The 13,205-nt window shown below is 62.9% G+C and carries 11 protein-coding genes; 5 read left to right on the forward strand and 6 right to left on the reverse strand.

Translation table 11 applies throughout. The features are described from left to right. Position 1 precedes the first annotated feature (1 nt). Positions 2-733, forward strand: a complete 732-nt coding sequence (locus HMPREF3009_RS03605; RefSeq protein WP_070516221.1) for a pantoate--beta-alanine ligase — start codon at positions 2-4, stop codon at positions 731-733. Positions 734-772: 39 nt separating this feature from the next. Further along, a complete protein-coding gene (locus HMPREF3009_RS03610) occupies positions 773-1,720 on the forward strand; it encodes a 2-dehydropantoate 2-reductase (protein ID WP_049154717.1) in 948 nt (315 codons plus the stop codon). Positions 1,721-1,747: 27 nt separating this feature from the next. Here the strand turns inward: HMPREF3009_RS03610 and HMPREF3009_RS03615 are convergent, their stop codons facing one another. Beyond that, a complete protein-coding gene (locus tag HMPREF3009_RS03615) occupies positions 1,748-3,844 on the reverse strand; it encodes a PhoX family protein (protein WP_070680077.1) in 2,097 nt (698 codons plus the stop codon). 170 nt (positions 3,845-4,014) lie between these two features. Between HMPREF3009_RS03615 and lysS the strand changes: the two genes are divergently transcribed. Continuing rightward, a complete protein-coding gene (gene lysS / locus HMPREF3009_RS03620; RefSeq protein WP_070680080.1) occupies positions 4,015-5,589 on the forward strand; it encodes a lysine--tRNA ligase in 1,575 nt (524 codons plus the stop codon). A 147-nt stretch (positions 5,590-5,736) separates the two neighbouring features. Beyond that, entirely contained in the window at positions 5,737-6,675 is a 939-nt protein-coding gene (locus HMPREF3009_RS03625; RefSeq protein WP_049154719.1) for a hypothetical protein, read from the forward strand. Between the two features lies 1 nt (position 6,676). Here the strand turns inward: HMPREF3009_RS03625 and HMPREF3009_RS03630 are convergent, their stop codons facing one another. Then, a complete protein-coding gene (locus HMPREF3009_RS03630; protein ID WP_046647209.1) occupies positions 6,677-7,018 on the reverse strand; it encodes a hypothetical protein in 342 nt (113 codons plus the stop codon). A gap of 270 nt (positions 7,019-7,288) precedes the next feature. On the opposite strand from HMPREF3009_RS03630, the gene HMPREF3009_RS03635 reads away from it, so the two are divergent. Then, a complete protein-coding gene (locus HMPREF3009_RS03635) occupies positions 7,289-8,689 on the forward strand; it encodes an MDR family MFS transporter (protein ID WP_070680083.1) in 1,401 nt (466 codons plus the stop codon). A 9-nt stretch (positions 8,690-8,698) separates the two neighbouring features. On the opposite strand, the gene HMPREF3009_RS03640 is transcribed toward HMPREF3009_RS03635, so the two are convergent. The 4 genes from HMPREF3009_RS03640 to HMPREF3009_RS03655 all read right to left on the reverse strand — a co-directional run bounded on the left by HMPREF3009_RS03640 (position 8,699) and on the right by HMPREF3009_RS03655 (position 13,010). Beyond that, on the reverse strand, positions 8,699-9,943 hold the full coding sequence (locus HMPREF3009_RS03640; protein ID WP_070515878.1) for a serine/threonine protein kinase: 1,245 nt from the start codon (positions 9,941-9,943) through the stop codon (positions 8,699-8,701). Between the two features lie 111 nt (positions 9,944-10,054). Then, a complete protein-coding gene (locus tag HMPREF3009_RS03645) occupies positions 10,055-11,533 on the reverse strand; it encodes a serine/threonine-protein kinase (protein WP_070515876.1) in 1,479 nt (492 codons plus the stop codon). A 2-nt stretch (positions 11,534-11,535) separates the two neighbouring features. Continuing rightward, positions 11,536-12,201 (reverse strand): hypothetical protein, encoded by a 666-nt coding sequence (locus HMPREF3009_RS03650; RefSeq protein WP_070515874.1) that lies wholly within the window; start codon positions 12,199-12,201, stop codon positions 11,536-11,538. A 122-nt stretch (positions 12,202-12,323) separates the two neighbouring features. Then, entirely contained in the window at positions 12,324-13,010 is a 687-nt protein-coding gene (locus HMPREF3009_RS03655) for a hypothetical protein (RefSeq protein ID WP_070511101.1), read from the reverse strand. Positions 13,011-13,205: the final 195 nt, after the last annotated feature.

Consider the following 13,205-nt stretch of genomic DNA (forward strand, 5'->3'; position numbering starts at 1 on the left):
CATGGTCGGCAGCGCCTACCGCAAGACCGGCAAGCGCGTAGTGCTGGTGCCACTCGGCCGCGATATTCACGCCGGGCACCTGGCACTCGTGCAGGCAGCACAACGCGTGCGCGGTGGCATCGTGGTCGTGGCAGTGGACCCGGAGACGGACATCTCTTCCCTCGATGGGGTTGATGTGGTGTGGCGCTACGACCAGCAGAGTCAGCGCACGCGGGTCCTTGCACCCGACCACGGCATGGAGGACGTGAGCGCGGAGCTGACCCGCATTGTGGCGCTGACCTGCGCGCTGGGTCCCAGCGATGTGTTCATGGGGGAGAAGGACTACGAGCTGCTCGTGGCCACCCAGCAGGCCTTTACGGACCTCCACATTGCGGCGCGTGTGCAGGGCGTGCCCTCGGTGCGTATGCCCGATGGGGTGGTGATGAGCCTGCGCAATGCCGACGTCGCACCGGAGGCCCGTGAGCAAGCCAGCGCCTTGTCAGCGGCACTCACCGCCGGTGCGTACGCGGCGGAATCCGGGGCCGAGGAAGTCGTGCGCGTGGCACGTGAGGTGTTGGCTGCCGCGGGCGTGGAACCGGAGTACGTGGAGCTGCGCGGGCGCGACCTGGGTGAGGCCCCCGCAGAGGGCGATGCCCGCCTCTTTATCGCCGCCACCGTGGGTGGGGTGCGGCTCATCGATAACGCGGGCGTGCCGTTGGGAATTGGGTTCCGAAACTTAGAACAGCGCGGATAAAAGTCTGTGGCGCAGGTCTCCACCAGCTAGGTTGGAGACATGAAGATTGGAATTCTGGGAGCCGGCGCCATCGGCGGATACTTTGGCGGAAAACTGAAAGCAGCGGGCCACGACGTCGCCTTCGTCGCTCGCGGTGAGACCTTGCGGGTGCTGGGGGAGACGGGCGTGACGCTGATCGACGCCCACGCGGAACCCACCACCACCGAGGTCATAAAGGTCCCGGCTGCCCACACCTTTGCTGAGGTCAAAGAACTCTTGGGCGGATTGGACGTGGCGATTATCGCGTCGAAGGCGCTGCCGGGCAACGAGACCTTTGGAAGCGCGGAGGACCGCGAGGCGCTGCAGGGAATCCCGGTGGTGACCACGCACAACTCGGTCGAGATTCCGTACTTGGCGGCCGAGGAATTCGGGGAGGAAAACATCCTCGCCGGTGTCGCTCGCGTCTATGCCACGCGCCTGGCGCCGGCACGGATCAAGCGCAACCCAGGGCCTTTGGCTTTGGCTTTCGGACCGCTAAGTGCCGATGCGCCGGAGTCCCTGCGCCGCACGGGCGAGGAACTGGCGGCGGCGCTGAAGGAGTCTGGGGCTTCCAGCAAGTTCCATGACGCCGCGCTTGTCGACGTTTGGTCGAAAGCCATGTTCGTTACCCCGACAGGAACTCTGGGCGCCTTGGTGGATAAACCGATTGGTTACCTCTGCCAGGAAATCCCCGGCCAGCTTGAGGCATTCATGCGGGAAGTCGAGGCCGTCGGGCGCGCACTCGGCGTGAAGCTGCCGGAGAACGTGGTGGAACAGACCATGGAGTTCGCCCGCCAGCAGCACCCGGACAGTACGTCCTCGATGCAGCGCGATATCAAGGAGGGGCTTCCCAACGAATTAGACGCCCAGGTCGGAGCGATCCGACGCATGGGCGTCAAAGCTGGCGTTGCAACCCCGTTGTGGGACTTTGCACAGGAGGTGCTGGAGGCGCAGCTGCGCACCGCCTAAGAGTGCGCACTACGCAACGTCGGTGCCTTATTCGGTACCGATCTTGCCGCCCTTCTTCCACACCACAACCACGGCCGGGCGCGGGGTGGACTTACCGCCATCAGGCCAGTGGGAGGTGGCGTTGTCGAAGGTGGCGTCATCAGACTCGCCCGGGTGCTGAACGTTGACCATGACGCGGTCATCGTCGACGATCGGGCCACAGGTCTCCGCGCCCGCCGGGACGGTGAGGAAGCACTTGAGCTCGCCGCGGGTCTCGCCCTCGGTGGTCACGGCGTAGAGGCCGTCGTTAGAGTCCAGCGCGTTGCCGTCAGTGGAGATCCACAGGTTGCCGTGGTTGTCGAAGGCCAGGTTATCCGGGCAGGAAATCGGGGAGACCTTCTCCTTATCAAAGCCACCGAAGTAGGTGCTGGCCTCACGCGGGTCACCACAGACCAGGAAGAGGTTCCAGGTGAACTTCTCGCCGGCGTGGTCATCCTCGAGCTCCATGACCAGGCCGTTCTTGTTCTCCTTGACCGGAGCCCATTCCTTGGCGTCTTCCTTGTTCTTCTTAGCGTTCTCGCCGGTGGCGCCGCGGTACTTATTGTTGGTCAGCGCGATGTAGACCTTCTCGGTCTCCGGATGAACCTCAACGTCCTCCGGGCGGTCCATCTTGGTGGCGCCCACCTTATCGGCGGCCTCACGGGTAAAGACGGCGACTTCTTCGGCGGACATGCCGTCCACGTGGGACTCGAACTTGTTGTTCTCCGTATCGGAGGTCAGCAGCTTGACCCACTCACCGGTGCCGTCGAAAGCACCGTCCTCCGGCAGGACGCCGGAGCCGTCGATTTCCTTCTCCGGGGAGTTGCCCTCCATCTTGGCCACGTACAGGGTGCCGTGGTCCAGGATGGTCATGTTGTGCTTCAGGTCGCCCTCCTTGTACTTCTTGGAGGAGACGAACTTGTAGACGTACTCGAAGCGGGAGTCATCGCCGGAGTAGCAGACCACGGTGCCATCCTTGGTGATGTGGATGTTGCCGGCCTCGTGCTTGAAGCGGCCCACGGCGGTGTGCTTAATCGGGGTGGACTTCGGGTCCAGCGGGTTGATCTCCACGAGCCAGCCAAAGCGGTTCGGCTCGTTCGGCTCCTTGGTCACGTCGAAGCGGTCATCGTACTTTTCCCACTTACGCTCGGACGGGCCCTCCTCGATGCCGAAGCGCTTGAGGGATTCAGCGGCCTTCTCATCCTTGACATCGCCACCGGCGAAATACTGGTCGAAGTTCTCTTCGCCAGAGAGCATGGTGTTCCACGGGGTCACGCCACCGGAGCAGTTGTTGAGGGTGCCCAGGACCTTCTCACCCTTCGGGTCGGCGGAGGTCTTCACCAGGTCGGTGCCCTTAGCGGGGCCCACCAGGGTGAACGGGGTGGTAGCGGTAATGCGGCGGTTGAGCGGGCCGAACTCGCGCTTGAGTTCGCCGGAGCCCTTCACCTTGGAGACCTCGAGGATGGTGTGGCCGTGGCCAGCCCAACCGATCTTTACCTGCTCCTCGGTAGGGTTCTCCGGGTCGTAGTCCGGGAACATCATCGGCTCGGTGGTGTACTCGTGCGAGCACATGTAGATCATGCGGTTCTTGTCATCCGGGTGCTCGATGAGGCCGGCGAAGTCATTGTTGAAGCCGAACTGCTTCTCCGCATCCGCGGCAGTCTGGTTGTTGACGTCGAATTCCGGCGCGCCCTCGATGACCGGGTCACCCCAGGCAATCAGGACGGACTGCTCATAACCCTTGGGGATGACGACCTCATCCTTGGTGTTGGCCTCCACGGCTTCAAAGTGCATGCCCTCGGCGGAGGTGAGCTCGATGTCAGAGCCCTTGACCTCGCTGGTCTTGTTGGAGGAGCTGCCAGCCGCAGACCCGTTGTCATCCGGCGCGGCACACGCAGCCAGCGCAGAGGAGCCACCGACGGCGACGACGGCCAGACCACCGGCGCGCAGAGCAGTGCGGCGGGAGAACTGGTCACCAAAGTAAGGGTTATCGGAGGTGTTCTCGCACTCGCCGAAGCAGGCATTACCGCACTTGTAGGTGCAGGTAAGAGAAGAACGAGAAGAGGTAAACATGTTAGCCAAGAGATTGCGGCCGTTGAGTGCCATGAAAATATGCTCCAAAAATCGAACTCGTTGGTTGCGCGGGGATGTCGCAACGGACGCACTGAGTTAATACGGTTGAGATGGCCGCGCGGTTGATACTGTCTAACGGCTAGATGAACACTCTGTGAACCGGGATCGCGCCAGCGTATGGGGATCGACTACCCTAGACAACCGTGAGCGAGAAGAAGAATACTGAAGTTACTGACGTCCCCGAGCAGCTGCGCATCCGCCGCGAGAAGCGCGCCCGACTGTTGGAGTCCGGCACCGAGCCTTATCCGGTGACCGTGGACCGCACGATCTCCCTGCGGGATCTCCGCCAGCAGTTCCAGGTCGTTGCAGAGGGCGAAGAGCCGGCCGCGGAAGAGGGCGTCACCTACCTCAACGCGGGTGAGGAGACTGACGTCGAGGTGGCCATCGCCGGCCGCCTTATCTTCATGCGTAATACCGGCAAGCTCTGCTTTGCCACCTTGCAGGATGGTGATGGCACCCAGGTACAGGCCATGCTGTCGCTGGCGGAGGTAGGGGAGGAGCGCCTCGCCGCGTGGAAGTCTGACGTTGACCTGGGTGATTTCATTTCCGTACGCGGCCGCGTCATTGCTTCGCGCCGCGGCGAGCTCTCCGTCATGGCTTCCGAGTGGACCATGGCGGCGAAGTCCTTGCGCCCGCTTCCGGTTTCCTTCGCTGACATGAACGAGGAAACTCGCGTGCGCCAGCGCTACAACGATCTCATCGTGCGCGAGGAGGCCCGCAAGAATGCCATGACCCGCGTGAAGGTCATGCGTGCGTTGCGCAACTACCTGGAGGATCAGGGCTTCGTGGAGATCGAAACCCCGATGCTGCAGACCATCCACGGTGGTGCGGCGGCCCGCCCGTTCGTGACCCACTCCAATGCCCTGGACATCGACCTCTACCTGCGCATCGCTCCGGAGCTCTTCCTGAAGCGCGCTGTCGTCGGCGGCATTGACCGCGTCTTTGAAATCAACCGCAACTTCCGCAACGAGGGCGTTGACCGCTCCCACTCCCCGGAGTTCGCCATGCTGGAGACCTACGAGGCATGGGGCGACTACAACGACTGTGCTCGCACCATTCGCGAGTCCATCCAGTCTGTGGCCCGCGCGGTCTTTGGCTCCACCACCGTCACCCTGGCGGATGGCACGGAGTATGACCTCGGCGGCGAAGAGTGGCCGGAAATTGAAATGTACCCCTCCCTCAACGAGGCTCTGCAGCGCAAGTTCCCCGGCCAGCCGGAAGTGACCATCGACTCCACCGTCGAGGAGCTCAAGGCGATTGCCGACGTCATCGGGCTCGACGTCCCGAAGAACGGCGGCTGGGGCCACGGCAAGCTGGTGGAGGAGATCTGGGAGGTGCTCTGCGAGGACCAGCTCGAGGGCCCGATCTTTGTGAAGAACTTCCCGGTTGAGACCTCCCCGCTGACCCGCCAGCACCGCTCGCAGCCGGGTGTGACGGAGAAGTGGGACCTGTACGTGCGCGGCTTCGAGCTGGCCACGGGCTACTCGGAGCTGGTGGATCCCGTAATCCAGCGCGAGCGCTTCGAGGACCAGGCCCGCCTTGCCGCCGGCGGTGATGAGGAAGCCATGGTGCTGGATGAGGACTTCCTCGCCGCCATGGAGCAGGGCATGCCGCCGACAGCCGGTGCTGGCATGGGCATGGACCGCCTGCTCATGGCCCTGACCGGCCTGGGCATCCGCGAGACCGTGCTCTTCCCGATCGTGAAGCCGGAGCACTAGTTTCTCCTAGCTTCCACCTGCCCGCGCCCGCCACTGTGGTGGCTGCGCGGGTTTTCTGGTTTTCTCATTGCTGCGCCTTCAGCCCCCAATGAGGGAAAGTTGCTGCGGCTAGCCGCAGGATTGACCAATCCATGGGAAAATGCAGGTGTGACAAAGCTTCTGAATGCCCTGCCCCTCGCACTGATCGCCTGTACAGCGGCAGCGTGTTCTGCTGCCGAGGATTCCACCAGCGGTGAGCCGCAATTCCACAACACCTCCACCGCCGAGACTTCCGCCGATAACACTGAATCTACGGAAGCGAGCCCGGCTCCGACGTCCGCGAAGGACAAGGAAGGTGACTCGGGCCTTAAAGAATTAGATAAGGAAGACTTCATCGCCACCAACTTGGGACACGCGACCTCCACGGTGTATGGAGTGAGCAGCCCGAATGACCGTGTGGCCTGCACAGTTACTGAAGATCAAGGTTTGATCGGGTGCAGCGTAATGCTCGCTGATCCGCCCCTGTACCCGGCGACCGGGCAGCCGTTCTGGCTTTCTAACTCCGTCAACTTCGATGCGAACGCGGGCTTTTATCCCAATGTGAAAATGGGCGGAGACGCCGCGGCGCCCACCATGCTAGAAGCAGGGAACACCGTCACGATGAACGGTGTGACGTTTGAATCCGTGAATGAGGATGAGTTCACGGTCAAGATCGATGGCCACCACTTCACAGTGAAAGACGATGGTGAGTACTACTCCGATACCTTCCCACCGCAGCCAGATGGGGAAGGGAAAGCTATGACCGGAACCATCTGTGGGGACCTCGGCAATGGCGAGTATGTCTATGCCAAAGAAAACGGGACGAATTGCGCGCGGGCAATGGAAGTTCTTGAGTATTACAAGAACTATGACTTCGCGCCCATGGAGGGCGGTAACCGTGGGTACCTCATGGAAGATGATTTCAGTTGCTCCTATAACGCCGATCCCGGCTGGCCAGACGAGCCCGACTATCGGTGGCTTGGCTGCAGCATTGAAGACGGTGGCGCTGTCGTCGTCCTGGACCCGGCCGCGCGTGCACTCGTGTCAGAGAAAGGTGGGCAGCGCTAGATCAGTGCGGGCCGCGAGTCAGCGTGAGTTCGTAGGAGCCGCTGGGCGTCGTGAAGCACAGCAGCGAGGTGCCCTCGGGGATGGCTGCGGTAGCGTGCGGCAGCAGCCTGATGGGGCCGTGCGTGCGGATGCGTGGGGAGGATAACTCCGCCGCCAGGAAGCTGCCCACGTTACTCACCATCCAGTTATCCTCTTGCTGCCAGAAGTGGAGGAAGTGACGGTGCATGGAGGCGTCATCAGGAGCCAGTGGGAAGTCCCCCGCGCGGCCTGCCACGAGCTGCTGACCTGGGCGCACGACGGCGCGTTCCCCAGCGGAGTTAGTGACAAGGAGGTCGCGCTGCATCCAGAGGCCTTTCTGTAACTTTAGGCAGTAGCTTTTAGAGCTTTGAGTAGTACGGAGGGCGCTGTCACCTTTACACTGCCGTGTGGCCTAGCGCGCCTGCTGAGATTCCGGGGAGTGCCACCCAACGAGGGTTCACATTTGGCTCGTGTGGCACCCCCGGCCACCAGAGGAATACACTAAATCGCTCACGTGTTGTCTCTTGGGCGCTGACGATGTGAGTAGCAGCGCTGAAGACCCAAAATAGAAAAGTTGAAAGGTGTAGCCGGCCGCATGTCCGCTGAAATCCCTTCGAAGGTAATAACTACCCTCAGCATCCTGGTGCTGGGAGCGATGGTCATGATTCTCAACGAGACCTCGCTCTCCGTTGCGCTACCAGCCATTATGGCGGACTACTCCATTCCTGCCACGAGTGCCCAGTGGTTGTTGACGGGATTCATGCTCACCATGGCTGTGGTTATCCCGACCACCGGCTTCCTTCTGGAAAGGCTCACGACGCGCCAGATCTTCGTTGCGTCCGTGGGGCTCTTCCTGGCCGGAACCGTGGTGGCGGCCCTCGCACCGAGCTTCTTCATCCTGCTGGTGGGCCGCGTCCTTCAAGCTGGCGGAACCGCTTTGATGATCCCTACCCTTATGACCGTGGCCATGACGCTGGTCCCAGCGCAGCGTCGTGGCACGGTGATGGGCATCATTTCCGTGGTTATCTCCGTGGCCCCGGCATTGGGACCCACCGTCGGCGGAGCGATTCTCAACCACTTCACCTGGCACGCCATCTTCTGGTCCATGGTTCCGCTCATCGCCCTCATTCTCATCGCCGGGCTCTGGCGTTTGGACAATGTGGGTGAGAACCGTGATACCCCGCTCGACGGCCTCTCCGTCATCCTTTCCGCCTTCGCGTTTGGCGGGTTGATCTACGGCCTGTCCTCGATGGAAAAGATCCTGCAGGGAGGCGGCTGGGTGGACATCGCCGTTACCGTGGTGGGCGTCATCGCGCTCGCCGTATTCATCCGTCGGCAGCGGCGCTTGGCGCTGGAGGATCGCGCCCTGATGGATCTGCGTCCCTTCCGTGTGCGCAATTTCACCCTCGCGGTGATCATCCTCCTCCTGTCCTTTGGGCTCATGCTGGGAATGGTCACGGTCTTGCCCATCTATCTGCAAACCACCCTGGGGGCTACGGCCTTTGCCACGGGGTTGGTGGTGATGCCGGGCGGCATCCTCCAAGCCTTCCTTTCCCCGATTGTGGGCCGGCTCTTCGATTCCTATGGCCCGCGCCCGCTCATGATTCCTGGTTCACTGCTCATGGTGGCCGGGCTGTGGCTCATGGCCACCTTGGGTGAGAACTCAGCTGTGTGGATGGTCGTGGGTATGCACGTGATCTTCTCCCTCGGCATGTGCTTGATGATGACGCCGCTGATGACCACTGCGCTGTCCTCGCTTCCGAAGAAGCTCTATTCGCACGGCTCGGCAATCATGAACACTTTCCAGCAATTGGCGGGTGCGACGGGAACGGCTTTGCTCGTTGTCTTCCTCACCCGCGGCACCCTGGCTGGCGCTGCCGCTGGGCTAAGCCCGGCCGCGGCGACGGCGCAGGGAACGCATTGGGCTTTCCTGTTTGCCGGCGTGGCCGGCATCGCCATTGCTGTGATAGCACCGCTGCTTAAGCGCGCGGACTAAGTGCGCGGTTTAACACAGAGGTAGGTTGAGGCGGATGTCCTCTGCGTCCTCGCCCCAGACGAGGACGGCGTCGGTGGAGTCCTCGGCGCTCATGTAGAACACCGGCTCGGAATCGGAAATGTCGTAGCTGTACACGGTGCAGCGTCCGTTGGATAGTTCCTGCGCGCCCTGCGTCGGGCCGGCGGCCTCGCGCTGGGTGACGTCCCCGTACCGCGCCACGGAGTAGCTCACGCCGTCACCAACGCACGTAATCTTCGCCTCTTGGCCGTCCTCCGGAGCACGGGATTCGCAGGTGGCGCCGTTGAAGCCTTCGTCGCCGGGGCGGGAGCTGATGAGCCCGGGGTGGCCGTCGGCAAGCGCCTGCTCTGAGTCGGACCACGCCGACCGCCCCAAGAAGAACCACAGCAGCCCACCAACCAGGAGCAGGAGAAGAAGGCCCACGCCCAAGCCCGCAAAGACCTTGCCCTTCGATTTCGAGGTGCGCGTGGTGGGTGATGACTCCGCGGGATCGGCAGCATAGCCAGGTTGCGGTTGCTGGGGTTGCTGGGGTTGCTGCGGCCCGGCCCAGTCCGCCTGTGGGGCGGCGGTGGGCTGCGGAGCTGACTGCCACGAGGCCGCGCCCGGACTATCTGTGTTTGTGCTGCGCACGGCGTCGATAACGGCGGCCGCTGAGGGGTAGGCGGCCGCAGCACGGAAGCCTGGGTAGGCCGCGGAGACGAGCTGGGCTAGGCGGTCAATGACCTCCTTCGCGGAGGCAGTGGGGGCGTCGGTAGCGGTGGCCGGGCCGACCGTGGCGAAGAAGGCGTTCGCGCGGTTATCGGTGAGGATGATGCGTCGCGGGTTGAGCGCACGGAGAGCGAAGCCAGCGCGGCCCTGCTGGATAAGGAAGTCCGTGGCGTCGGCCAAGGGAGCAAAGACGGCGAGAGCCTCCTCCTGGGAAAGGTGATGGGCGCCGATGCCAGATGACGTGTACTTCGACAGCTGCTCGCCCGGCAGGCTGCGGCGTACAAAAAACTCCTGACCATTGTTCATCGTGCCCGTGCCCACGACGGGGGCAATAGCGCTGTGCTGCAGCTGGCCAACGATTCCGGACTGGCGGAGCACGCCGCGGTGCTCCGGACCATAAATCTCTACGAGGAGTTCGTCTTGCGAGGGATCTTCCACGAGAAACAGCGAGGAGCCCGTCCCTTGGTCCAAGACAGCCTTCTCGCGCAGCCGGTGCTGGGTAGTGAAAAATTCAGGAAGCGTAGTCACGGTGAGAGAAATCCTTCGTGGAGGAGGTCGACGGTGAGGTATACGAATCTTCCTCATTCTAAAGGCGACACCGTGTCCATGGGCGTGACACAGCGCTCCCGCCAGGGTGGGCTAACAGATGGGCAAGCTCAAACGGTCCTCGTGGGCCTGCGGACCAGCAAGAACGAGAGCAAAACGCGCGGAGACGCCCGAGGGGTACACTCCCCACGTTCCCGGCTGGTGAGGGATTTCCGCCGAGGTGATGCTGCACGCATCCTGGACTAAGACGTCGAGGCGGCGCGGCATGATGGAGTTACGGTTGTCCTCCGTGCCGAAATCAGCTGCGACGAGCGTGAGGTCGTCGCCCCTGCACACGATTCGAGCCTGCTGCCCCGCTTCCGGCAGCGCGGGGCGGCAGTCGAGGTTGCGCCACGGAGCGCGGCCAGGGTGCTCCGGCAACAACTGTGGAAATTGTTGGGCCAGAACCTCGTCGTAGTCGTCCCACCCCGCGCCGTACAGCGCTAGTCCGCCGGCGACTGCCAGACACAGCAACACCGCCGCAAGCACGCCCCCGAGGATGCTCAGATGGCGGCGCCGCGGCTGCTGGGCGCGCTCGTGGTGGGGGCTGGCCGGTGGCGTAGCAGGGCCGGCGGCAGCATCCGGGGCTGCGGGGCGCGGCGCGGACGCCAGCTCACTCAGCTCCGCGAGCATCTCCGATGCGCTGGCGAAGCGCTGATGAGGATCCGGGTTCAGCGCGCTGGCGAAAAAAGTGTTGAGGGCGGGGGCGAGGGGAGCGTCGCCAGGCGCCAGATTATGAGCGGTCAACTGCGGTATCACACGGCTGTGCGCCCACTGCTGGGGACTGGTGGCGCGGCGCAGATTAACCAGAGTGAGCATCTCCAGCGCGATGAGCGCGAGCGAGTAGCGGTCGCTGGCGGCGGTCGGCTGCGGTGGCTGCTTGACCAGCTGCGTGGGGTAGAGCTCCGGCGCCATGTAGGCATCCGTGCCCACGCGCAGGCCTTCGCGGGTCAAGCGCGTCGTGTCCTCATTGATGGCGATGCCAAAGTCCGCCAGCATGACGGTACAGCCCTCGTTATCACTGTGGGCCGTGGGGGAAGGCGTGCTATCGGCGATGATGTTCGCGGGCTTGACGTCGCGGTGAATGACCGGCGAAGGCAGGGCCGCCAGGTAGTCCAGGGCCTGTGCGATGGGCGCGAGCAGCTGCACGGTTTCCTCCACCGTGAACTTGGAATTGTCCAAGATCCGCTGGTTAATGTGCGCCTCCAAGCTAGGGCCGCGCAGAAATTTCATAATGAAATAAGGCACGCCGCCCGGGGTGATGTCGCCATCGTAGATAGGCACGATGGCCGGATGCTCGAGTGCCGCGACGGTGCGCATCTCCGCCATGAAGCGGCGGACCTCCTCATCATCCTCGGCCGCATGCTGCGCGATGACCTTGATGGCGACCTCGCGGTCCAAGCTTTCCTTGCGGGCAAAGACGATGGTGCCCATGCCACCCGCACCGATCTGGTGGAACTGCGAGTAGCCCTTGGCGCTGAGCTCGGGCTCAAGATCCAAAGGCAGACCGGAAGCGGTGGGCTGGCTGTTCATGGCTATGCGGCGACGATGATGGGCTGGTGAATGACAAAAGGCTCATAACCGGCCTGCCGGATGCTGATCTCTGCGACGAAGTCGCCGGGGTCGGTGAGCCGAGCAACCAGCGTGCACTCGCCGGACTCACAGTCCACGACGAAATCCTCGCCCTCCTTGAGGTGGTGTGACTGGGTGTCGTCGAGAAGCGCCACCTGCCATTCGGCATTGTTGTCCAGATCTGCCTCGTCCCCACTCAAGTTCGTGGCCTGCACGCTGAGGACAAGGGCACCCCCGGTGGCCCACTGCAGCACGCCGGTCGGGGCAGAGCCGCCGGTAGCCCCGTCGTAGCGCCGGTTGTCCAGCTCAACGCGCAGGGTTTGGAAACCGTAGGGCTCTACGCCCGAGTAGGTGGCCACGATTTCGTTGACCACACCGGGGCCCGCTTCCTTCTTCGTGAGCAGGTAGGTGCCGTCCTCCTGGCGCAGGTGCGAAGGTTCGCTGGGTTCTGGGCTCTCGGAGTCGGCCCCCTCGACAGGAACGTCTTCGTACTGGGACAGGGTGGTCTGGCCCGTGACCGTGAATTTGGGCGCATCCTCCGCGGTGTCCTTGTTCGTCGCGCACGCAGACAGCGCGAGGAGCGCTACGCCGAGTCCAGCTAGCGCGCGCGGAGAGACGGAGGCGAACATTGGTTGTCAGATCCTTGCAGAGGGACAGATGAGGGATAGAAGGGGATAAAAATAGAAAGGGGCCAGAATCAGACAAAGAATAACAGCACCGGTGAGCGGCTTAAAACAATAATGCTGAATTGTTATGAAAGGTGCGCATAGTAGTGCGGGTGTGCGGCCGCGAACTGGGCGAGCACAATGCGCCACGAGATTTTCTGGCCCGGCTGGAACTGCGGAACGCCGAGCTTTTGCAAGGTCTCCGCCAGCGTCTGAATCTTGCGCTCTACTTTCTTTTCGGTCCAGTCTAGGGCCTCTGCTAGCTCGCGCTGACTACTCACGACCACCCGTGGCTCCGCAGCGGGGTTGTCGAGGAGTGGCTGAGCGAGGGTCTTGAGCAGCAGGCACTGCTCCTCATTCGGCTCGAAGACGTGGGTGGTAAACGGCCCATCCGGTGGAAGGCTGGGCTGTGGGCTGCGCAGCGACTGCATGACGGTGAGCTCGCACTCGTAGCTCATGGTGGCAGTGGAGAAATAGAGCGTGGAGGTTCCCGGGTGCAGGACCTCAATGCTGCCGGGGCTGATGAGGGTGCGGCCGAAGCCGCAGGCGGCGGGCGGCTGGATCGTAGCGGCGATGAAACTGCCGATGTTCTTGATGAACCACTGTGAGCCATTGGACCACACCTGCAGGAACGTGCGGTGCATGGCGGGATCATCGGAGGCCAGTAGGAAGTCCCCCTGGCGGCCAAGGGTGACGCTTTCGGAGACCTCGAGGAGGCGGGAGTGCCCAATCAGATCGTCGATAAGCAGGGTGCCGTGCTGTGCCTGTTGCATCGGGGGAGGCTCCTTCCCGCGGGGATGTAACCAGTGTTGACTGAAGAGTTACTTTACTTCAAGGCTTGCGCGCAGGCGCTTGGCGACGCCTCCCGCCACCTGTTCGCTACCGGCGTACAGTGGCTCTACCTGGGGAAATGAGGTTTTTGAGTAGGGGGGTGCGGAATTCGCGAATGGAGTGTCCGCCCCGCGCGT

Origin of the sequence: Corynebacterium sp. HMSC034H07, from assembly GCF_001815175.1 — a bacterium.
Classification (GTDB): Bacteria; Actinomycetota; Actinomycetes; order Mycobacteriales; family Mycobacteriaceae; genus Corynebacterium; species Corynebacterium hiratae.